Genomic DNA, 23,113 nt, shown 5'->3' with positions numbered 1-23,113 from the left:
CAAAGCCGGATTACTGCTGGCAGGGGTGGACGGGATCGGTTAACATCAAAGACCCTTTATTATTTGAGGAAGTGAAATACTCTATGTCTCAGATCGCTAATAAAATTTTGGTAACCTGTGCGTTACCATATGCAAACGGTTCAATCCATCTCGGTCATATGCTGGAACATATCCAGGCTGATATTTGGGTCCGTTTTCAGCGAATGCGCGGCAAAGAGGTTCACTTCATCTGCGCCGACGATGCTCACGGCACACCGATTATGCTCAAGGCACAGCAGCAGGGGATCTCCCCTGAAGAAATGATCGCCAAAATGAGCGTCGAGCATCAGAAAGATTTTGCCGATTTCGCCATCAGCTTTGATAACTACCACTCCACGCACAGCGAAGAGAACCGGGTATTATCAGAGAATATCTATCTGGCGCTGAAAAAGAACGGCCATATTGAAACCCGGACCATTTCCCAGCTGTACGATCCGGAAAAAGGCATGTTCCTGCCGGACCGCTTTGTGAAAGGCACCTGCCCGAAATGTAAAGCGGAAGACCAGTACGGTGATAACTGTGAAGTGTGCAGCGCAACCTACAGCCCGACCGAGCTGATTAACCCGCGCTCCGTGGTTTCCGGTGCCACACCGGTACTGCGTGAGAGTGAGCACTACTTCTTTGATCTGCCGGCTTTCGCTGACATGTTACAGGCATGGACCCGCAGCGGCGCGCTCCAGGAGCAGGTCGCCAACAAAATGCAGGAGTGGTTTGATTCCGGTCTGCAACAGTGGGATATCAGCCGTGATGCACCGTATTTCGGATTTGAAATTCCGGGCGCACCGGGTAAATACTTCTATGTCTGGCTGGATGCACCTATCGGTTACATGGGCTCATTTAAAAACCTGTGTGACAAGCGCGGCAATCTCGATTTCGATGAGTTCTGGAAAAAAGATTCTGATGCGGATCTGTACCACTTTATCGGTAAAGATATCGTGTACTTCCACAGCCTGTTCTGGCCGGCCATGCTGGAAGGCAGCGGTTACCGCAAGCCGACCAACCTGTTTGTCCACGGCTATGTGACCGTTAACGGCGCGAAGATGTCCAAATCACGCGGCACCTTTATTCAGGCGCGTACTTACCTGAATCACCTGGATGCTGACAGCCTGCGTTACTACTATGCGGCGAAACTCTCTTCACGCATTGATGATATCGACCTTAACCTGGAAGATTTCGTACAGCGCGTTAACAGTGACATCGTCAACAAAGTGGTTAACCTGGCATCCCGTACGGCGGGCTTTATCAAAAAACGCTTTAACGGCCGCCTGAGCGCAACACTGGCTGAACCTGAGTTATATCAGCAGTTTATTGATGCTGAGAAAACCATCAGCGAAGAGTATACCGGCCGTGAATTCGGCAAAGCTATCCGCGAAATCATGGCGCTGGCCGATGTGGCCAACCGTTATATTGATGAGAAAGCACCGTGGGTCGTGGCGAAACAGGAAGGTAAAGATGACGAACTGCACGCTATCTGTACCGTGGGAATCAACCTGTTCCGTGCACTGATGACCTACCTGAAACCGGTTATGCCGGAACTGGCGGCACGCAGTGAAGCGTTCCTGAATCAGGAACTGACACTGGACGGCATTGCAAAACCGCTGCTGGATCATCAGATTGCGGACTTCAAAGCGCTGTTCAGCCGTATTGAAATGGCAAAAGTGGATGCGATGATTGAAGCCTCCAAAGAAGATATCAAAGCCATGTCCGCCAAACCGGTCAGCGGCCCGCTGGCAGATGAGCCGATTGCGGATACCATCAGTTTTGATGATTTTGCCAAAGTGGATATGCGTATCGCACAGATAGTGTCTGCTGATTTCGTTGACGGCTCTGACAAACTGCTGAAACTGGTATTGGATCTCGGCGGCGAAACCCGTCAGGTCTTCTCCGGTATCCGTCAGGCTTATCCGGACCCGAAAGCGCTGGAAGGCCGCCTGACGGTGATGGTTGCCAACCTGGCGCCGCGAAAAATGCGGTTCGGGATCTCTGAAGGCATGGTCATGGCCGCAGGTCCCGGCGGAAAAGATATTTTCCTGCTCAGCCCGGATTCCGGTGCACAGCCGGGCCAGCAGGTGAAGTAAGTTCTTCTCTGTTCAATAAACTGAAAAAAACCTGCGCTTTGGTGCAGGTTTTTTTATGTGACCGGTAGCACAAATAAAAAGTTAATTGTATGATGAATGAGTTCATCCAAGAAGGAACATTATCATGAAACCAAAACAGATAGCGGAAACCGGCTGGCGCTATCTCCGGGCATTTCTGATCCTGTATCTGTGCCTGTTTGCCGGCAATATTATCGCGGTGTTACTGCCGTTTTCCGTCCCGGGCAGCATCGTGGGCATGCTGCTGCTTTTTGTGCTGCTCGCACTGCAGATTGTTCCGGCGCACTGGGTTCAGCCCGGCTGCACCTTATTAATGAAAAACATGACAATGTTATTTCTGCCGATCGGTATCGGTGTGATGAACTATTACGATACCCTCAGCGCCCAGCTGCTTCCGATCCTGGTTGCCTGTGTCGTCAGTACTTTTATTGCCATGTGTGCTGTTGCACTGAGTTCTGAATTTATTCACCGCCGTCATGTGCCGGTTCCGGAACAACAGGAAGCCGATGCGGTTGCCGCAGTAACTGAAAAAACCGAACAACAAGAGAAACGCAAATGTTAACGCATATCTGGTGGTCGCTCCCGCTTACCATCGGCGTCTATTTTCTCGCCAGAGCTATCTATATTAAATTTAAGCTGCCGGTATTAAACCCGCTGCTGATATCCATCGTGATTATCATTCCGCTGCTGATATTCACCGGAATCTCATACAACCACTATTTCGAGGGCAGCCGTATCCTTAACGACCTGCTGCAACCCGCGGTGGTGGCGCTGGCGTTTCCGCTGTATGAGCAATTGCATCAAATCCGTGCACAGTGGAAATCCATTATCACTATCTGCTTTGCCGGGAGTGTGATTGCGATGGTCACCGGCACCGCCATTGCCTTTATGATGGGTGCAACGCCGGAAATCGCCGCCTCTATTCTGCCGAAATCAGTCACTACCCCGATTGCGATCGCTGTTTCTGACTCCATCGGCGGTGTCGCGGCAATCAGTGCAGTCTGTGTGATTTTCGTCGGGATACTCGGCGCTATCTTCGGCCATACCCTGTTCAAACGACTGAAAGTCACCACGAAAGCCTCACGCGGCCTGGCAATGGGGACAGCCTCTCACGCCCTCGGTACTGCCCGCTGTACGGAAGACGATTATGTGGAAGGTGCTTACAGCTCACTGGCATTAATGACCTGCGGGATTATTACTTCTCTGATGGCGCCGTTTATCTTTCCGGTTCTGCTGGCTGTGTTCGGATAACCTGAAAATTTGAGTTCCATCTCGCAAATTCAGCATTTGTTTCATTCGTTTCATAATGAACGTGATAAAAATCACGTTCATTATGTGCAACTCCCCGCTAAAATGATCTTATTGATAATGGAGGTCATTTTATGCAAAACCGCTTTCATGCAGCCCTGAACACACTCCCTTCCCCGTTACAGACACTGCTGACAGATATTGTGTGCGCTGATACATTCCCCGGATATTTATCTGCCAAACAGGTCACTGCACTCTGCAACGCCGCAGGTACTGATGAGGATGCACTCGCGCTGGCCATGTTGCCGCTGGCGGCAGCCTGTGCTGTGACACCGGTATCCCGGTTTAATGTGGGTGCGGTTGCACACGGACTGAGCGGAAACCTCTATTTCGGTGCCAATATGGAGTTCTGCCATGTGCCGTTACAGCAAACGGTACACGCGGAACAGAGCGCGATCACCCACGCCTGGCTGCGCGGCGAAAACGGTTTGCGCAAAGTCACCGTCAATTACACACCGTGCGGCCATTGCCGTCAGTTTATGAATGAACTGAACAGCGGCACAGAACTGCTGATTCAGTTACCGGAACTGGCCGCTATGCCGCTGAAAACCCTGCTGCCGCATGCTTTCGGCCCGGTGGATCTGGGGATTGAAACCCGTCTGTTTGACCAGGTGCATCATGGTTATCATTTCCTTGCCACCAATGCGGTGGTCGGAAAAGCGCTCGAGGCAGCTAACCGCAGCCATGCGCCGTACTCTCATTCCCACAGCGGGGTGGCTCTTCAGGACAGCCGCGGACGCATCTACAGCGGTGCTTATATTGAAAATGCCGCCTTTAACCCGGGGCTGCCGCCGTTACAGGCCGCATTGATCTTTATGAATATGGCGGGCGGCGACCTGCACGATATCCACCGTGCTGTACTGGTAGAAGGCAGTAATGCCACACTGTCGCAATGGGAAAGCACCTCTGCCACACTGAATGCCCTGGGCTGTCAGGATATCGCTCTGTTCAGTTATTGATCCTCTCCCTCTGAGGTTGGTGCTCACCGGTTCCGGGCATCAACCTTTACGTGATTACTCAATATAAATCTATCCCGCCTCTCACTTTCACACATCGGTATCACTAATTTCGTAACAATTACTGTACATATTTTTCAGATAACTTAGGATCAGTGCGTCCTGTCTTAAAAATGTCAATTGGCAAAGAGTAGTCATACATGGAACTGGAATACGAAAGCAAACGTGCATTATATATCCCGTATGCGGGCCCTATCCTGTTAGAGTTCCCGCTGCTGAACAAGGGAAGCGCCTTCTCCGAAGAAGAGCGCAGTAATTTCAACCTCCACGGCCTGCTGCCTGAAGCGGTGGAGACCATCGAAGAGCAGACTGAACGCGCCTATCGTCAGTATTCTGATTTTAAAAACGATACGGATAAACATATCTACCTGCGTAACATTCAGGATACGAATGAAACGCTGTTCTACCGTCTGCTCAATGCTCACCTCAAAGAAATGATGCCTATCATTTACACCCCGACAGTCGGGGCGGCCTGTGAGCATTTCTCAGACAGTTACCGCCGTGCGCGCGGGCTGTTTATCTCTTATCCGAACCGCGCTTACATTGATGACATGCTGCAGAATGCCACCAAGCAGAATGTAAAAGTCATCGTGGTGACCGATGGTGAGCGGATCCTCGGTCTGGGTGACCAGGGGATCGGCGGGATGGGTATCCCGATTGGTAAACTCTCCCTGTATACTGCCTGCGGCGGTATCAGCCCGGCGTATACCCTGCCTATCGTGCTGGATGTCGGTACCAATAATCAGCAGCGCCTGAACGACCCGCTCTATATGGGCTGGCGTCATCCGCGGATTACCGGCGAAGAGTATGATGAATTTGTTGATGAATTTATCAATGCCGTTAAACGCCGCTGGCCGGATGTATTATTACAGTTTGAAGATTTCGCCCAGAAAAATGCGATGCCGCTGCTGGAACGCTACCGCGATCAGCTGTGCTGCTTCAATGATGATATTCAGGGAACCGCGTCAGTCACCCTCGGCAGCCTGATCGCCGCCAGCCGTGCTGCGGGCGGACAGCTGAAAGATCAGACCGTTGCTTTCCTGGGAGCAGGCTCTGCCGGATGTGGTATCGCTGAGCAGATCATCGCGCAGATGAAATCCGAAGGTCTGAGTGAAGAGCAGGCGCGTGCCCGTATCTTTATGGTGGACAGATTCGGTCTGCTGACCGATAAACTGCCGAACCTGCTGAACTTCCAGAGCAAACTGATCACCAAAAGTGACATTATTGCGGACTGGGATGTGCAGAATGATGCCATTTCGCTGGAAGATGTGGTCCGTAACGCCAAACCGACGGTGCTTATCGGGGTTTCCGGTCAGCCGGGGCTGTTTACGGAAGAGATTATCCGTGAAATGCACAAAAACTGTGAGCGTCCGGTGGTCATGCCGCTGTCTAACCCGACCTCCCGCGTGGAAGCGCGTCCGGAAGATATTATCGCCTGGACAGACGGCCATGCACTGGTTGCGACCGGCAGTCCGTTCAATCCGGTGATTTATAAGGATAAAACCTATCCTATCTCTCAGTGCAACAACTCCTTTATCTTCCCGGGGATTGGTCTGGGAGTGCTGGCTGCCGGTGCCAAACGTGTGACTGACGGTATGATGATGACCGCAAGCCGCGCACTGGCCGATTGTTCGCCGATGGTTATCAACGGCGAAGGTTCGTTACTGCCGGATATCGAAGATATCAAAAAAGTGTCCCGTATCATCGCCAAACAGGTTGCCAAGGAAGCCCAGATCCAGGGTGTTGCCACCGTCACCTCTGACGGCGCTCTCGATGAAGCTATCGAACGCAACTTCTGGCATCCGGAATATCGTGTTTACCGCCGGACATCTTTCTGACGAATAGCCGGTGAACTGTCACTGAAAACCCGCCTCTGTGCGGGTTTTATTCTTTTTTTCACCCTTGCCAGCCTTTCCCCGCTCAAGTAATCTTAGCCTTATGGTAACTATATAGTGATAAAGGTCTCAGGAATAATGGGAAAAGCCCGGATATGGAAACGGATCATTCTGTGGCTGCTGGCAGGTATTATCCTGGCGGCAGTGGTGGCTATTGCGGCAGATCGCTGGATAAGCTGGAAAACCGCGCCCTATATTTATGAAAATATCAATGACCTGCCGCCGGCTGAAGTCGGTATGGTACTCGGTACAGCCAAGTACTACAGAAACGGGACAATTAATCAGTATTACCTCTATCGTATTCAGGGTGCGGTCAATGCGTATAACAGCGGCAAGGTGAAATATCTGCTGCTGAGCGGTGACAACGCGCAGCACAGCTACAATGAGCCGAGTACGATGCGGAAAGACCTGGTGAATGCCGGGATACCGGCCAGTAAAATTGTGCTCGATTTTGCCGGATTCCGTACGCTGGATTCAGTGGTACGCACAAGAAAAGTCTTTGATACCGATGGGTTTACCATTATTACCCAGCGTTTTCATTGCGAACGGGCACTGTATATCGCGATGGAGAAAGGAATAGAGGCACGCTGTTATGCCGTTTCTTCTCCGAAGAATATGTTTACTGTCCGGGCGCGGGAAGTGATTGCCCGGCTGGGAGCGCTCGCCGATTTATATATTCTCAACCGTGAGCCGCGTTTCCTCGGTCCGCAGGAGTCTATCCCGGCGCCGCAGACGCTGCCTGCAAATGTGCCGTCATACCCGGCAGTGACCCCGGAAGAGCTGAATGTGCTTTATCCGGAGCCGCCAGCCACCGCAGAAAAACCGGCAGAAACCGGAACCGGACAACCGGCACCGGCTGAACCGTAGTATCACTTCAGCGGGCAGCCAGTTTACCGGCTGCTTTCCGCCATAACCACTCCGCCGGTCCCTGAGAAAAATAACGCAGCCACAGGGTGGAGAATAAAATGTTAATCATCCACATCAGCGGCACAAACGCCAGCAGCGTCAGGCGATCAAACTGACCGAAATAACCGAAGTACTCAAACACTATCACCCCGCACACCGATTGCAGCAGATAACTGCTCAGGGCTGTACGCCCCACCCGCTGTAAACAGGATGAAACCGGTTTTAACTGCGGCTGCAAACCGTAAAACAGTGCGATAAGCCCGGTGGCCTGCACCGGCTGTAAAATATCGGCGAGCGGATACCCGACAGTGCCTAACCAGAAGACGCTCCAGCCGTTCAGGTATTCCATCCACACAACAACAGCCTGTAACAGCAGTGACGGGATCAGCAGCAATGCCGCCAGCCGCCGGTAGTGAGACAGCGGAAATGCCCCTTTCAGCCAGCCATTTTTCATCAGCACGGCTCCCAGCAACATCATCGCCAGTAATTGCCAGCCATACTGAACCACCATCATCATCAGCATGCCGCTGATGGTGCTGATTCTGTCCAGCATACCTGCAATGCCACCAGTGTTGGCGATCAGCACTTCATAATCCAGCATTTCCTGCGACGGCTGCCAGTACAGCAGTTTCAGCTCACCGTCTTCCGATAACAGGAAAAACAATAAAAACAATCCGGTCAGGACCAGCACCGGTACCAGCTTCAGCCACCAGCGGGAGGAAACATTATGGATGATCCAGCAGGCGGCCACGCCGGTCAGGCTGTACATCAGCAGGATATCCCCGCTCCAGAGCAGCGCCGTATGCAGCAGACCGATAACCCCCAGCACCAGCAACCGCCCCATATTCCATGACTGACTGTAGCGGCTGAGCATCATCAGTGTCGCACCAAACAGCAGCGCAAACATACCGAGGAATTTACCCTGCACCAGTACGCTCAGTACCGCCCAGGTCGTGACATCCGTTCCTGACGCTGACGGAATATAGACCGGGTTCAGATAGGCTGCGGACGGCAGGGCGAACCCGCTGATGTTGAGGATAAAAATACCGAGAACGGCCAGCCCCCGCACCATATCGAGAACATCAATACGTGCAGAGGCGGGAGTGGCAGACAATGTCATCGGTTAAATATGACGGGCTGCGCGCAGGAATTCCTGGCGGGTGTTCTGGCTGGATTTAAATAATCCGCCCAGTGAGGTGGTGGTGGTGGTACTGGTCGCATCACGGATACCGCGGGCTTTGACACAATAATGCACCGCGTCAATGGATACCGCCACATTGGTGGTTCCGAGCAGCGTCTGAAGTGCCAGTAAAATCTGCTGTGTCAGACGCTCCTGCACCTGCGGACGCTGAGCAAAAAACTGCACAATCCGGTTAATCTTCGATAACCCGATAACCGTGTCTTTCGGGATATACGCCACCGTGGCTTTACCGTCGATAGTGACAAAGTGATGTTCACAGGTGCTGGTCAGCGTGATATCACGGACCGTCACCATCTCATCCACTTTCATTTTATTTTCAATCAGGGTGATTTTCGGGAAATTGTGATAATCCAGTCCTGAAAAAATTTCATCCACATACATCTTCGCGATACGTTTCGGGGTATCTGCCAGACTGTCGTCGCTCAGGTCAAGATTAAGCAGCTTCATAATTTCTGTCATATGCGCTTCAATCTGAACCTTACGGGTTTCCGGCGGCAGTGTCTGCTCCCGTAATGGTGTCTCCAGCCCGCGTGCGATCAGCGCGGCGTGGACAAGTTCTGCTTCCCGGCTTAATGATGACATACCTTCTCCGACTATTTTTCAGGTGACTCCCGGTGCTGTGTTGCACCCGGCGGCCGGTCAATACCCGCCGCCCTGCTATTTTAGAGCAATACGCCGTTTTGTTAATCCATTTTGTGGTTTTGGTGATGAAAAGTTTGCACCGGAAATCCCTGTTAATACTACGGATATCAGCCGAAAAGAAAATAACGAAAACATTTACCGGAAAAATGCCGGATAACAGATGTGTTATATAACCTCATAACGGAGACGGGAAATATCCTTATGATCAGCAAAAACAATTTCTTCGCTGCTCCGGGTAATATTTGAAATCATTGCAGCACTGACATCAAATGCAATACCGGCGAAAATCACGCCTGCAGAAATAAATCCTGCACCTGAAACAGACAATAATTGTTCCTGATTTAATTCTTTCATAATTAACCTCTCAATTATTCAAATATAAAATACAGTATCTTTTTTGTCAGAACATAGAATCCCACATAAATCACCGGTGTAAGAAAGACATCAGTCATCACATTATCCGGCCTGACAATGCGAAGTGATGAGTGCGTGACCATCAGTGGCGTCAGTACCATACTGACATTCATGGACAGCAAGCGTGTATCTTTCAGATCATTAATTACCTTCTTAAGAATATTCTTCTTTCTCATCAGGAATGATTACCGGTTATTTTTCATTATGATGACTTTATGCCCTGAAAATTAAATAAAGCATAAACCGGTTAAGTGATAAAACCGTTTTTTTAGTTCTCTGTTTTTTATTTTTAATTAATTAAAAAGATAACAGGATTAATAAATAATAAACCTGTTATCCATGAGATAATTATTCGTTTATATCACTGCGATCACGGAACACCAGCAATCCACCGATAATCAGTGCCGCAAAGGCGACCCACAGTGCCGGTTCCAGTTTACCGGTAAAATATGCGGAAACCGAGGATACCAGCGGGCCGCCGAGCTGTCCGACCGCATACCAGGTGGTCAGCAGCCCGGCCATATAGCGGCCGTGCTCCGGAGCCAGTTCGCGCCCGCACTGGAATGCCAGCTGCACGGCCGCCATCAGGCCGCCGCCGACCAGAAAGGCACTGACTGCCAGACCACTGATTCCGGGCATCACTTCCGCCGCCAGAATACCCGCTGCCTGTGCCCAGAGGGTGATTGCCAGCCGCCGCTGCGGCGTGAAAAAATGCCGCGCGGCAATCGCGGCAGCGATACCGGCAACAGCTGCGATACCAAATACCGGCCAGACAAACTGAGCAAACAGGCTGCCGGGAAAACGTGCCGCTGCCATCTGCGATAAAAACGTGGCGGGCAGGATATAGCCGAACCCGGCCAGCGCATAGCTCCACAATAAACGACGGATTTTCGGCGTCATCACCGGCTTGCTGTGCGGGGAGGCGCCGGTACTCAGTTCTCCCGGACGCGGCAGATAGCGGCTGACATACAGGCTGAACACCAGCGCCGCTGCACCATAGATCCACCAGCCCTGCGAGGCGGTCAGTGATAAACCCTGAATACCGATGGCCGCCAGCCCGCACAACAGAATCCCGGTACCGGTTCCGCCGTAAACCGCAACACTCAGTGCCGGACGATTGAGTTTTGCCAGTGCGTCATTGGTCCAGGCAGCGGCGAGTACCAGTGTCCAGCCGCTCGCCCAGCCGATAAAAAAGCGAGCGATACTGTGCAGCACCGCGCCGGAAATCACCGCTGACAGCAGTGTGATAATCACCGCGCCCCATAACCCGGTCCACAGCCGCAGCTCAATGCCGCGTTTTGCCCGCATGGCATCAAAGGACCCGGCAAGATAACCGAGGTAATTCCAGGCAGCGACAATACCGGCGGTTGTCAGATCAAGCTGATGCTCGTCAATCATCAGCGGCACCTGCGGGGTAAAGGCAAAGCGCCCTATTCCCATGGCGACCACCAGCGCAAGAAAACCACTGACTGCAATATGAAGCGCCGTTGTCTGACGGGCGGAGTGAGATGTCGTCATATGAAATACAATATGTTAATAATTTGTAATATCGTTATACCAAAAGAAGACTTTAAAATGCAATAATCACTTCCGAAATCATATCTGTAGCTCACGCTTTTGTGCCATATCATTCAACTTGACCAGTAAGTCTGCCATAATGTCTTTCTCTTTATTATCCGTTTTATCTGCGCCCTGCGGGCACCGGGAGTGAAACAGCATCATGGCTAATCCGACAGAAAGTCACACCTCTTCGTTAATCTCTTTACAGGAAGCACTGGATAAGCTGCTCGCGACCCCGGCCGCGATCACCGGTACGGAAACGATCGCGCTGACGGATGCTGCCGGGCGGATCACTGCCGCACCCGTTATTTCGCCGATCAATGTACCGCCATTTGATAATTCCGCAATGGATGGTTACGGGCTGCGCCTGGCGGATTGGGACGGAAAAACCCCGCTGCCGGTGGCTGGCCGGGCACTGGCCGGTGTACCGTTTAACGGCGCATTACCGGCAGGACAATGTGTCCGTATTATGACCGGCGCCCCGGTACCGGCGGGTGTGGATACCGTGGTGATGCAGGAAGAAGCAGAAGTGTCAGATGCCGGTATCACCTTTACTGCCGGCATTACCGCCGGGCAGAATATCCGCCGCATCGGTGAGGATATCGCGCAGCACAGCGAAGTTTTACCGGCAGGCACCAAACTGGCTGCTGCCCAGCTTCCGCTGATCGCCTCTCTTGGTCTGGCGGAGTTATCCGTGGTACGCAAACTGAAAGTGGCGGTGTTCTCCACCGGCGATGAATTGCAGGCTGTCGGCCAACCGCTGGGTGACGGACAGATTTATGATACTAACCGGTTTGCGGTTCGTCTGATGCTGGAAAAACTCGGTTGTGACGTAATTGACCTCGGTGTGATCCCGGATAACCCGGAGATTCTGCGCGCCACCTTTGAAAAGGCCGATGCACTGGCCGATCTGGTGATCAGCAGCGGCGGCGTGTCTGTCGGGGAAGCGGATTACACCAAACAGATCCTCGATGAGATCGGTAAAATTAATTTCTGGAAACTGGCGATCAAACCGGGCAAGCCGTTTGCTTTCGGTAAGCTGAACAACGCCTGGTTCTGCGGCCTGCCGGGTAACCCGGTTTCCACCACCGTAACGTTCTATGAGCTGGTGCAGCCGCTGATTGCCCGTCTGTCCGGTTTCAGTCAGTGGCAGCCGCCGATGCGCTTTAAAGCCGTCGCCACCACGCCGCTGAAGAAATCTGCCGGTCGTCTGGACTTCCAGCGCGGTATTGCCGGGGTGAATGAACAGGGTCAGATGGTGGTCAGAACCACCGGCGATCAGGGCTCACATATTTTCAGTTCTTTCAGCCTCGCTAACTGCTTTATTGTGCTGGAGCGTGAACGCGGTGCGGTTGCCGCCGGTGACACCGTTGAAATCGAATTTTTTAATCATTTACTGAAGAATGACTGATGGCGACTGAACCCGGACATATTGAACTCAGTGATGAAGAAGCGCTGCGTTATAACCGTCAGATAGTACTGCGCGGCTTTGATTTTGATGGTCAGGAAGCCCTGAAAGCCGGGCGGGTGCTGATCACCGGTCTCGGCGGGCTGGGCTGTGCGGCGGCGCAGTATCTCGCTGCCGCAGGGGTTGGTCATCTTACGCTGCTGGATTTTGATACCGTCTCGCTCTCCAATTTGCAGCGTCAGATCCTGCATACTGATGCCCGCATCGGGATGGCAAAAACAGAATCCGCCGCCATTGCGCTGAAAGCAGTCAATCCGCACTGTCATACCGAAACGGTCACCAAACAGCTGGATGATGATGAGCTGGCCGCCCTGATTCAGTCTCATCATGTGGTGCTGGATTGTACCGATAATGTGGCTGTCCGCGAACAGCTTAACCGCGCGTGTCATCAGATGAAGATCCCGCTGGTATCCGGTGCCGCTATCCGTATGGAAGGACAGATTTCTGTCTTTACCTGGCAGGAGGGCGAACCCTGTTACCGCTGCCTGAGCCGGTTATTCGGGGAGAACAGTCTGACCTGTGTGGAAGCGGGTGTAATGGCACCGCTGGTCGGCACCATCGGCACCCTGGAGGCGATGGAGTGCATCAAACTGCTCACCGGCTACGGGCAGGTGAGCAGCGGAAAAGTGGTGCTGTTTGATGCCATGCGCATGCAGTTCCGCACCATTAATCTTAAGCCTGATCCTCAGTGCGAAGTGTGCGGCTGTAACGGATAGTCTCCGGTTTATCCAGATGGATCTGTGTGACGGCAGGCTGTGTTTCGGCTATCACACGGCCGTCACGGACAGAGTAACGCACCGGTACCTGACGGCGGACAGCATCAAACCCGTTTTCCGCCGGCAGGATCAGCAGGCTGGCACGTTTGCCTTCCGCCACACCGTAATCCTGTAAATTCAGGGTGCGCGCGCTGTATTCCGTGATCAGTTTCAGCCCGTCATTAATCTGACCATATCCCATCAGCTGACAGACATGCAGCCCCATATGCAACACCTGGAGCATATTGGCGGTGCCCAGCGGATACCACGGGTCAAACACGTCATCGTGACCGAAGCAGACATTAATATCTGCCGCCAGCATCTCTTTGACACGGGTGATCCCGCGGCGCTTCGGATACGTATCAAAACGCCCCTGTAAGTGAATGTTCACCAGCGGATTCGCCACAAAGTTAATGCCTGACATTTTCAGCAGACGGAACAGACGGGAGGTATAGGCCCCGTTATAAGAGTGCATCGCCGTCGTGTGGCTTGCGGTAACGCGCGCGCCCATTCCTTCGCGGTGTGCCAGCGCGGCAACCGTTTCAACAAAACGCGACTGCTCATCGTCGATTTCATCACAATGCACATCGATCAGACGATCATATTTCTGAGCCAGCGCAAAGGTTTTGTGCAGGGATTCCACACCGTATTCACGGGTAAATTCAAAGTGAGGGATAGCACCGGCCACATCCGCGCCCAGGCGCAGTGCCTCTTCCAGCAGTGCCTCACCGTCCGGGTAGGACATAATCCCTTCCTGCGGGAACGCGACAATCTGTAAGTCCACCCACGGCGCAACTTCCTGCTTCACTTCCAGCATCGCTTTCAGTGCGGTCAGTGTGGCATCGGAGACATCAACGTGTGTACGGACATGCTGAATACCGTTGGCAATCTGCCATTTCAGGGTCTGCCAGGCACGGGTTTTCACATCGTCATGTGTCAGCAGCGCTTTGCGTTCTGCCCAGCGTTCGATACCTTCAAACAGCGTACCGGACTGGTTCCACGCCGGTTCCCCGGCAGTCTGAGTGGTATCAAGATGAATATGCGGTTCGACGAACGGTGCCGTGACCAGACCGCCTTCGGCGTCCAGGCTCTCCGGCGGCACTTCACCGGCAGGCTGCTGCACAATCGCGGTAATGCGCTGATGATCAATGTCGATACGCCACAGACCATCACGATCCGGCAGACGGGCATTAAAAATATGTTTTACGGTTTGATTAAGCACGGGTCATCTCCGGGTTGGTTGTGCGACGGCGGTTAAGTAACGGATTGAGGACAGCATAGCTTAATGCACCGCCGAGAACTGCGTTCACCGGCACAATCCCCGGCAGCCAGTGTCCGGCAATCACACCTGCCGCCACCGCCAGCAGTGCGCTGACATTCACATCACGCATTTTACTGCGGTCAAAGGTTTCATAACGGTGACGGTACATCAGATAATCCGCGATGATAATTCCCCCGATTGGCGGAATAGCGGCGGATAAGAAGGTCAGCCAGCCGACAAAATTATTATAGAGCCACAGGGCGCACAGTGTGCCGATAAGCCCGTTGATGATAGATAAGGTTTTGCTGGAAAGCCCGGTGATATTGGCAAACCCCAGGCCGGACGCATAGAGCGCGTTATCATTGGTGGTCCAGATATTCAGCCCGAGCACAATAATTGCCGGTAATAACAGCCCCTGGGCAATCATCACATCAGAGATATCCGCCATACCGAGAGACGCCGCCCCGGCAGCACCAAAGATAAACATCAGTGAGTTACCGAGGAAGAAAGCGATAATCGCCACCAGCACCGCAATTTTCGGTTTGCGGCCGAAGCGGACAAAATCCGCCGTCAGCGTGCCCGCACTGACAAATGAACCGACCACCATGGCAAGCGCCAGATTAAAATCAATCGGCTGAGCCGGAATCACTTCACGCAGTGCACTCATCCCGCCCATACCGGTTACCGCGAGGTAAACCGAGTAACTGCCGAGAATGGCAATCGCCGGTACCGCAATCACAGAAAGTACGGTCAGTGCCGAGATGCCGAAGAAAACCGTCACCGTCATCAGCACCCCGGAGATACCGATCAGCCAGTTGATATCCCACCCTGTCGCTTTACCGACCGGAATGGCAAACATGGCCACACCGACACCGAACCAGCCGACTTGTGTGCCGCCGAGTAAGAATGAAGGGAGCCAGGAGCCTTTGATACCGAAGGAGTAACGCGCGAGAAGGTGAGTTGTTAAGCCGGTTTTGGAACCAATGAAACCAAGAAAAGCGGTGTAGACACCAAGAAGAAGATTACCGATAAGAACTGCGAGGAAGAAATCATTAAAACTGAGACCGGTACCGAGAGCACCTCCGGTCCACATACTGGCGGAAAAGAAGGTTAAACCCAGCATTACAAAGGTTAATGCCAGCCCGCCTTTCCGCGCGGATATGGGCACAGGCCCATGACTGTAATTTTTATCCCCGGACACAATTGCCTCCTGTTGCTTTTCTCAGGCCAAAAAAATCTGACGAATTCTATAGCCGCAAAAAACAAAAGCAAACGATTTCGTTCACACTTAAAGAGAATTAACGCATACATGACATTCCGGCTGAAAATTATCCTGACGCAAAAAACAACAGGGAAAAAACCGGAAATAATACCTGATTACCGCACCTGTTATTGTCTGCCGGAACACCGGTATCAGTTACCGGAGAATGAACATGATATGATTAATATCTGCCTGAAGATGTTTTTATAAATGAAAAAACCGATAAAAATCAATTTATTACTTTTTTATTACCGGATACCACAGAATGTAACGGTAAGCCTTACATTACATCAGGGATATAACGCTGAATCTCACAATAACTTATTTCGGTTCCGGAATACCGGTTGTGTCCCCGGATATTCCCGGGTGGATGACGTTATTTTTTTACCGGCCTTTTCCGGTCTGTTATCACTTTATCGTTACTTATCGTTTTTTATCCGTCCGGCAGTGAAAAAAAAGCAGCAAGCGGATAAATCACTATCCCTGCCTGAAAATAAACAGCACCGGTAATTACGTTATTCTGCTTAATGTATCAATTTCTATATTAACTTATTAATAAAAATCAATATCCAAATGATTTTATTATAAAAAACAACTTCCTCTGCGGTTTTCACTGCCCCGCTAAGTTCCCCGGAAAACGATCACCGGTAAGGATGTTTTATCCTTATAGTTACCTGGTCATCATTTTGCGGAATTTCCGGGAAAATACGCTATATTCATTGTCATTATCCTGTTCAACTTTTATTGCCAAATACAGATAACTCATATATTGTACGCCGCCTGCATTTACCCCAGCGTGTGGTGATGGCCCGTTTATCACTGACGTTTCAGTAAAGTGCGCACGATGCAGACGCAAGGTGCGAGGTTTATTGAAAATAAATGCAGACTGACCGTCACCTGCTGACGGCCGGAAAATAAGTGCTGTGCCGGGACGCCATGTCCGCGGCATGTTTCAGGCTATTGGGAAGGGCTGTAAAAATGCAACAGAATACTGTGCAGATGAAACGCGTATTAAATACCCCCGCGTTGGTTTTCTTCGGGCTCGCCTATATGGTGCCCCTTGGTATCTTCACGACTTACGGACAGGTCACCGTCCTCAGTGAAGGTCATTTACCGGTTGCTTATATTATTACTCTGACAGCCGTCCTGTTTACCGCACTCAGCTATTGTAAAATGACCAGCACACTGCCGCTGGCCGGCTCTGCGTATTCTTATGTCCAGAAAATCTTCGGCGGAAATACCGGGTTTCTGGTCGGCTGGGCGCAATTGCTGGATTATCTGTTTCTGCCTATTATCAACTATATCGCCATCGGTATTTTTGTGCATGAAGCCCTGCCGTCGGTGCCGATGGAGCTGATTATTGTCTCCACGATTGTGATTGTTTCCCTGCTGAATATTCTCGGGATAAAACTGGTCACGTCGATGAATATGCTGATTATTGTGATGCAGCTGATCTTTATCGCACTGTTCCTGTACTTCAGCTTCAGTTCGGCGTTCACCCTGGATAAAGAGGCGCTGCTCGCCCCGCTGACGGTGATGTCTGATCAGGTATCCGGGCTGTTTGCCGGAGCTGCGGTACTGTGTCTCGCGTTCCTCGGGTTTGATGCCATCTCCACCATGGCGGAAGAGACCAAAGATGCCAAACGCGCGCTGCCGAAAGCGATTCTCTATACCGTGTTTATCGCCGGTACGTTATTCATCGTTATCTCTTACGGCGCACATCTGAGCTATCCGGCGTGGCGTGATTTCCTGCCGAACACCGACATCGCCAGTATTCAGGTGATGGAAAAAGTCGGCGGCGCACTGATGGCGTCCTCCTTTATCACGGCTTATGTGATCGGCGTGTTTGCCTCCGCGATGACATCCCAGGCCAGTATTGTGCGGATTTTCTATGCCATGGGCCGTGAAGGGGTGCTGCCGCGCTCTGTGTTTGCCCGTCTGCATGCCAGATTCAACACTCCGGTGCTGTCGATCCTGTTTGTCGCCCTCGCCTCTCTGATGGCACTGGTGCTCTCCCTGAGCCTGGTGGCGTCCATGATAAGCTTCGGCGCACTGATTGCATTTACCTTTGTAAACCTGTGTGTTATCAAACACTTTATTATTGACCGGAAGGAACCGCTGACAGCTGCCGTGATCCTGCGCTGCCTGGTGGTACCGGCGATCGGGGTTCTGCTGACCCTGTGGCTGTGGACCAGTCTGGATGCCCAGGCACTGACTGTCGGCCTGATCTGGCTGGGGATCGGTGTGGTATACCTCGGTGTGATCACCCGGTTCTTTACCCGCCGTCCGCCGTCAATTACAGAAGAAGAAACTCACTTAATTATCAATTAACTCTGTTGATGAGGACTGGAGAGCATAATGAAAATGACTGCCGCTGATATTATTTATCACAACGGTTACATCTATACTGCGGATGCGGAAAACCGCGTCGCCGGAGCCATCGCCATTGCTGATGGCCGTATTCTTGCCTGTGGTGATAATGATGACATGGCAGCATTCCGTGGTGAGCATACACAGTTTATCGACCTCGACGGCAAAATGATGATGCCGGGAATTATTGATGGTCATATGCACCCGTTCTGGGGTGGTATTCAGCTGTTCGGCTGCCATCTGAATTATGAATCCCTGACCATTGATGAGATCCTCGCCCGCGTACAGGCGCATCTGGATAACGATCCGCGTACCGGCGAAAACGACTGGCTGAAAGTCACCGCCTGGCTGCGTCAGGGGATGTTACCGGCCGGTATTGATATGTACCGCGAAGATATGGACAAACTCAATACCCGCCGCCCTGTCGTGCTGTTCTCCAATGACTGCCATACCCTGCTCGCCAACAGCCGTGCGCTGGAACTGTTCGGTATCACCAAAGAGACCCCGGCACCGAGTGACGGTAAAATCGGCAAACATGATGACGGTGAACTGAACGGTATTCTCGAGGATGCCCCGGCCATGCGTGCGGCTGACAGCATTCCGTCCATTCAGGCCGACCGCGCGCCGGATGTTGCGCGCCTGGTACAAAAAGTCCTCAATGAACAGGGCGTCACCATGGTGATGGATGCCCGCGTGGCAGAATTGCAGCTGGATGCGTTCCGTACATTGCAGGAACAGGGTGAACTGACACTGCGTATTCAGGCTGCCCGTGAAATCACTCCGGATGATGCGCCGGATGTGGCCTCTGTTCCGCAGGCCGTGAAAAACGCGGTTGCTTTTGCAGAGCGCTATCATCAGCCGGAATGGGGCCCTGAGCCGGGCATTGCGGTGAAAAACATCAAAATGTTTGTCGATGGTGTGCTTCAGTTCCCGACAATGACCGCCTCCCTGCTGAAACCGTACCGCATCAATCACGGCACCCCGGCACAACCGGACTGGCGTGAGACAGATAACTACGGCGATCTCTACTTCACCTCAGACGTCATTGATGCTTTGCTCGAACGTATTGCAGCGGCCGGGTATGATCCGCATCTGCACACCGTCGGAGAAGGCGCGGTTGATATGGTGCTCAACGGTATCGAAAAAATGCGTGCCGCACATCCCGGGAAAGATATCCGTCCGGGACTGGCTCACAATGAGCTGGTGGATGCCAAAGATTACGCGCGCTTCGCCCGGCTCGGCACCATCGCCTGCCTCTCTTTCCAGTGGGCGGCACCGACTGCGGAACTGGCGGAATTCACCCGCAATATGATCGGTGAAACCCGTTATCAGCAGCTGGAGCCTATCGCCAAGTTTATTGATACCGGGGCGGTGGTCGCGTTCGGCAGTGACTGGCCGATTGATGATTTTGATGAATGGTATGATCTGAAAGTGGCGGCTACCCGCCGTGGTCATCCGGTTAACGGCCAGCCTGCACAGCGTCTGGATACTGACCGCGACCTGACCATCACGGAAGTACTGCGTGCCGCCACTATCGATTCTGCTTATGCCCAGCACCGGGAAGATATTCTCGGCTCACTGGAACCGGGCAAACTGGCGGATATGATTGTGCTGGATCGCAATGTGTTCCAGATCCCTGCGGATGATATCGCCAACGTGAAAGTGCTGCGCACGATTGTCGGCGGTAAAACCGTTCATCTGACCAACTGACCGTAACCGGCCGTCTGAAAAACTGAAACCTCATCCATGATGAGGTTTTTTTTATGTCAGTGCTTAATTGCCAGCGTGTGGATCACCGGCTGATAACCTTCGCGCTCATATAACCGCAGTGCGCCGGTGTTTTCCGGCAGCACCGATAACTCCAGATGTGTATGTCCCTGCTCTTTTGACCAGGTTTTGACAGCATCCAGCAGTTTTTTACCGGTGCCCTGCCCGCGTACTGCCGGATCAACCACAATATCAAAGATATAACCGAAACGGCGCGGCACCACGCAGGTGTAAGGCGAGGTATCCTGTGTCTGAGCAAAGGCAAATCCGGCGATACCGTCTTCCGTTTCCGCGACCAGCAGACAAAATGTCTCATCTGCAACGGCATTTTCGATAAATCCGCGATCCTGCTGCGCCGGACGCCAGCGATCAGGCTGATATTCCGCCATCAGAACAAATAACTGCTGATAAAGCTCAGCAATACGATCGGTATCATTCAGTGTTGCGGGGCGGATTATCATGGTGTTCTCCTGTTAATCGTAGGTTTTGACCGCCGGCGCCTCATAATCACGGAAACGGCGGATAAGCGCGTTACCGTCAGTTTCGGTGATCGCCATATGGCGGTATTTTTCCTGCATAAACTGTTCATCGGTCATTTTGTTGATCAGTGACAGCAGCGGATCATAATAGTTATTGATGTTCATCAGCCCGACCGGCTTCTGATGCAGCCCGATCTGGCTCCAGGTAAAGACTTCCGCAAACTCTTCCAGAGTGCCGAAGCCGCCCGGCAGCGCGACAAATCCGTCTGCCAGTTCAATCATTTTGCTTTTGCGTTCATGCATGGTGCTGACACGGTGAAGTTCGGTCAGATTTTTATGGGCAATTTCACGCCCCTCCAGCAAGGCCGGGATCACCCCGATAGCCTGTCCGCCCTCGCGCAGCACGGTATCCGCCACCGTTCCCATGATCCCCACACTGGCACCGCCGTAAACCAGGGTAATCCCCTGCTCAACCAAAACCCGGGCAAATTTCACGGCTTCATGGCGGTAAATCTCTGATGCACCCGCTGCTGACCCGCAATAGACTGCTATTCGTTTAATATCCCGCATATCTGCCCTGTCCTTATCGTGATGAATTGAAAAACCGGGAGCCAGTATACGCAAGCGGTCTGAAGATAGCACTCGTCAGATTTTGCTATGTTATCCCGCAACCTCTGCCGGCGGATTAATATCCTCTTAAATCAGTAATTGCTATCCGTCATCAGCCCCGCTAAGATTGCATAACGAGTTCTGCCTTTTGCATGTAATTCCACATAACTGACTGTCTTACCGCATTTTTATTGCTCCCGAGGTTCTTAATGTCCGCGTCTCCCCGCCAGCAAAATGGTTCTCCGTGGTTACCGATCGGCTTATTGCTGCTGTCGATGATCTCTATTCAGAGCGGTGCCTCACTGGCGAAAACCCTGTTCCCGGTTATCGGTGCGCCGGGGGTGACAGCCCTGCGTCTGCTGCTGGGTACGGCTATTCTGCTGGTGATTTTTAAGCCCTGGCGGCTGCGTTTTACCCGTGCGTCACTGCTGCCGATGCTGGGATACGGCCTGTCTCTCGGGGTGATGAACTATCTGTTCTATCTGGCACTGACCACAATCCCGCTCGGGATCGCGGTGGCACTGGAATTTACCGGGCCGCTGGCCGTGGCCATGTTCGGTGCACGGAAAATAACGGATTATCTCTGGATTATTCTGGTGATCGCCGGTCTGGCCTTTTTGCTGCCGCTCGGTGAGCAGATCGGGGATCTTGAGCAGCTGGACCCGATCGGGATGCTGTATGCCCTGGGTGCCGGTGCTGGCTGGGCGCTCTATATTATTTTCGGCCAGCGGGCCGGACGCTTTTACGGCGCAGCCACAGTTTCCGTCGGCTCGCTTATCGCCGCGCTGATCTTCTTCCCGGTCGGGGCATATCACAGTGATCTCAGTGTGATGTTCAGCTGGGCGGTACTGCCGGTTGGTGTGGCAGTGGCAATCTTATCAACCGCCTTTCCGTATTCGCTGGAGATGGTGGCACTGACCCGCCTGCCGACACGGACATTCGGCATCCTGATGAGTCTGGAGCCGGTCATTGGTGCGATGGTCGGGATTATTTTCCTGCATGAGCATCTGTCATTCGCACAATGGCTGGCGCTGAGCTGCATTGTGGTAGCCTCCATGGGCGCGGCTCTGACCATCAAACCGAAGTCAAAAATCAAATCTGTTGAGTAATCACCTGCCATACTGAAACCGGCCTTGCGCCGGTTTGCCTATCGATTCTATAGATTTAATCGAATTTAACTATTATCTGTGCTGCCCTATAGTAACCCCATCGAAACAGAAATGTTTAACTGAATAATGTTTAACGGAATAAATAAGGGGAACAATAATGAGCACCGCAAAATTAGTGAAAACCACCGCTTCTCACTTAGTGTACACCCGTAACGATGTTACTGATGATATTAAACAAGAAACCATTGATGAACTGAATCATCAGGTTCTGCAGTTTATCGACCTGTCTCTGATGACCAAACAGGCGCACTGGAATCTGCGCGGCCGCAACTTCATTGCCATACATGAAATGCTGGACGGCTTCCGCGACAGCCTGAACAGCCACCTCGATACCTTTGCCGAACGCGCTGTTCAGCTCGGTGGTGTGGCACTCGGTACCTCACAGGCTATCAGTAAGGCCACCGCTTTACCGGCTTATCCGACCGACATCCACAGCGTGCAGGATCACCTGAAAGCACTGGCCGACCGTTATGCGATTGTCGCCAACGATATCCGCCGTGCCGTCAGCCGCGTTGAAGATGAAAATACCGCAGATATGTTTACTGCCGCCTCCCGCGACCTTGACCAGTACCTGTGGTTTATCGAAGCCAATATCGAATAATGATCAGAAATACAGCACCGTAACCAGCGGGTTGCGGGCTGAAATAAACATCTCATGTGTGAGTATGTGTCGTAAAAATAAAAACAGTAAGACCTTGTGAGTCAATCCTACCCTTTATACCGCCTCCGGGCGGTATTTTTTTGCTTTATTATTTTCTGCTCACGCATTTCATTTGGTTTATAATTCCAAAATATTTGGTAATATCCCGGTTCCCTCTGAATTCAGAATAGAAATTAACTCAATACTGAACAATTCAGTTATTTAATTACAATAAGAAAGATAATGAGAAGAAGAGG

21 protein-coding genes are annotated in these 23,113 nt (G+C 52.1%); 12 read left to right on the top strand and 9 right to left on the bottom strand.

Annotated features, from left to right (window positions below):
* Positions 1–83: 83 nt before the first annotated feature.
* The 6 genes from metG (at position 84) to sanA (ending at position 7,221) form a co-directional block, all read left to right on the top strand.
* Positions 84–2,117 carry a methionine--tRNA ligase gene (gene metG / locus AAZR23_RS01005; RefSeq protein ID WP_434689971.1) on the top strand — a complete coding sequence of 678 codons (2,034 nt, stop codon included), beginning with the start codon at positions 84–86 and terminating at the stop codon, positions 2,115–2,117.
* 124 nt (positions 2,118–2,241) lie between these two features.
* Entirely contained in the window at positions 2,242–2,697 is a 456-nt protein-coding gene (locus AAZR23_RS01000; protein ID WP_107678175.1) for a CidA/LrgA family protein, read from the top strand.
* Positions 2,691–3,386, top strand: coding sequence for a CidB/LrgB family autolysis modulator (locus AAZR23_RS00995; RefSeq protein WP_434689968.1), 696 nt, complete (start codon positions 2,691–2,693; stop codon positions 3,384–3,386). Before AAZR23_RS01000 ends, AAZR23_RS00995 begins: the two co-directional genes overlap by 7 nt.
* Positions 3,387–3,517: 131 nt before the next feature.
* Positions 3,518–4,402, top strand: a complete 885-nt coding sequence (gene cdd, locus AAZR23_RS00990; RefSeq protein ID WP_046893778.1) for a cytidine deaminase — start codon at positions 3,518–3,520, stop codon at positions 4,400–4,402.
* 197 nt (positions 4,403–4,599) lie between these two features.
* Positions 4,600–6,297, top strand: coding sequence for an NAD-dependent malic enzyme (locus AAZR23_RS00985; protein WP_218427753.1), 1,698 nt, complete (start codon positions 4,600–4,602; stop codon positions 6,295–6,297).
* A 150-nt stretch (positions 6,298–6,447) separates the two neighbouring features.
* Positions 6,448–7,221 (top strand): outer membrane permeability protein SanA, encoded by a 774-nt coding sequence (gene sanA, locus AAZR23_RS00980; RefSeq protein ID WP_434692344.1) that lies wholly within the window; start codon positions 6,448–6,450, stop codon positions 7,219–7,221.
* A 7-nt stretch (positions 7,222–7,228) separates the two neighbouring features.
* On the opposite strand, the gene yeiB is transcribed toward sanA, so the two are convergent.
* From yeiB to AAZR23_RS00955, 5 genes are all read right to left on the bottom strand, one after another.
* Complete coding sequence (gene yeiB, locus AAZR23_RS00975) at positions 7,229–8,380, bottom strand: DUF418 domain-containing protein YeiB (protein ID WP_434689964.1); 1,152 nt, start codon at positions 8,378–8,380, stop codon at positions 7,229–7,231.
* Between the two features lie 3 nt (positions 8,381–8,383).
* The gene (gene folE / locus AAZR23_RS00970) at positions 8,384–9,043 is read right to left on the bottom strand and encodes a GTP cyclohydrolase I FolE (protein ID WP_004235735.1); all 660 of its coding nucleotides are present in this window, start codon (positions 9,041–9,043) and stop codon (positions 8,384–8,386) included.
* Positions 9,044–9,268: 225 nt separating this feature from the next.
* Positions 9,269–9,457, bottom strand: a complete 189-nt coding sequence (locus tag AAZR23_RS00965) for a hypothetical protein (RefSeq protein ID WP_166707281.1) — start codon at positions 9,455–9,457, stop codon at positions 9,269–9,271.
* A 14-nt stretch (positions 9,458–9,471) separates the two neighbouring features.
* Positions 9,472–9,693, bottom strand: coding sequence for a hypothetical protein (locus AAZR23_RS00960; protein WP_054425481.1), 222 nt, complete (start codon positions 9,691–9,693; stop codon positions 9,472–9,474).
* A 172-nt stretch (positions 9,694–9,865) separates the two neighbouring features.
* On the bottom strand, positions 9,866–11,035 hold the full coding sequence (locus AAZR23_RS00955; RefSeq protein ID WP_054425480.1) for a YbfB/YjiJ family MFS transporter: 1,170 nt from the start codon (positions 11,033–11,035) through the stop codon (positions 9,866–9,868).
* Positions 11,036–11,237: 202 nt separating this feature from the next.
* Here AAZR23_RS00955 and moeA point away from each other — a divergent pair, with 202 nt between their 5' ends.
* Positions 11,238–12,488 (top strand): molybdopterin molybdotransferase MoeA, encoded by a 1,251-nt coding sequence (gene moeA / locus AAZR23_RS00950; protein WP_046893772.1) that lies wholly within the window; start codon positions 11,238–11,240, stop codon positions 12,486–12,488.
* A complete protein-coding gene (gene moeB / locus AAZR23_RS00945; protein WP_046893771.1) occupies positions 12,488–13,261 on the top strand; it encodes a molybdopterin-synthase adenylyltransferase MoeB in 774 nt (257 codons plus the stop codon). Before moeA ends, moeB begins: the two co-directional genes overlap by 1 nt.
* Here the strand turns inward: moeB and codA are convergent.
* A complete protein-coding gene (gene codA / locus AAZR23_RS00940) occupies positions 13,218–14,522 on the bottom strand; it encodes a cytosine/isoguanine deaminase (RefSeq protein WP_166707277.1) in 1,305 nt (434 codons plus the stop codon). The genes moeB and codA overlap by 44 nt on opposite strands.
* Positions 14,515–15,762 (bottom strand): cytosine permease, encoded by a 1,248-nt coding sequence (gene codB / locus AAZR23_RS00935; RefSeq protein ID WP_166707276.1) that lies wholly within the window; start codon positions 15,760–15,762, stop codon positions 14,515–14,517. The genes codA and codB overlap by 8 nt, the downstream gene beginning before the upstream one ends.
* A gap of 1,038 nt (positions 15,763–16,800) precedes the next feature.
* Here codB and AAZR23_RS00930 point away from each other — a divergent pair.
* Both AAZR23_RS00930 and AAZR23_RS00925 read left to right on the top strand, forming a co-directional pair.
* Positions 16,801–18,153 (top strand): APC family permease, encoded by a 1,353-nt coding sequence (locus AAZR23_RS00930; protein WP_046893767.1) that lies wholly within the window; start codon positions 16,801–16,803, stop codon positions 18,151–18,153.
* A 27-nt stretch (positions 18,154–18,180) separates the two neighbouring features.
* Entirely contained in the window at positions 18,181–19,902 is a 1,722-nt protein-coding gene (locus AAZR23_RS00925) for an amidohydrolase (RefSeq protein WP_434689957.1), read from the top strand.
* 56 nt (positions 19,903–19,958) lie between these two features.
* On the opposite strand, the gene AAZR23_RS00920 is transcribed toward AAZR23_RS00925, so the two are convergent.
* Together AAZR23_RS00920 and AAZR23_RS00915 are read right to left on the bottom strand one after the other, a co-directional pair.
* Entirely contained in the window at positions 19,959–20,420 is a 462-nt protein-coding gene (locus AAZR23_RS00920) for a GNAT family N-acetyltransferase (protein WP_052926206.1), read from the bottom strand.
* Between the two features lie 12 nt (positions 20,421–20,432).
* Positions 20,433–21,008 carry a TIGR00730 family Rossman fold protein gene (locus AAZR23_RS00915; RefSeq protein WP_052926207.1) on the bottom strand — a complete coding sequence of 192 codons (576 nt, stop codon included), beginning with the start codon at positions 21,006–21,008 and terminating at the stop codon, positions 20,433–20,435.
* Positions 21,009–21,256: 248 nt separating this feature from the next.
* Between AAZR23_RS00915 and rhtA the strand changes: the two genes are divergently transcribed.
* Together rhtA and dps are read left to right on the top strand one after the other, a co-directional pair.
* Positions 21,257–22,156, top strand: a complete 900-nt coding sequence (gene rhtA, locus AAZR23_RS00910) for a threonine/homoserine exporter RhtA (protein ID WP_046893763.1) — start codon at positions 21,257–21,259, stop codon at positions 22,154–22,156.
* A gap of 157 nt (positions 22,157–22,313) precedes the next feature.
* Positions 22,314–22,817, top strand: coding sequence for a DNA starvation/stationary phase protection protein Dps (gene dps / locus AAZR23_RS00905; RefSeq protein ID WP_046893762.1), 504 nt, complete (start codon positions 22,314–22,316; stop codon positions 22,815–22,817).
* Positions 22,818–23,113: the final 296 nt, after the last annotated feature.

It is taken from the genome of Morganella sp. Je.2.23, assembly GCF_051129855.1.
GTDB lineage: Bacteria > Pseudomonadota > Gammaproteobacteria > Enterobacterales > Enterobacteriaceae > Morganella > Morganella sibonii.
Note: the sequence above shows the minus strand (reverse complement) of the source record. Positions and strands in the feature narration are given on the sequence as shown.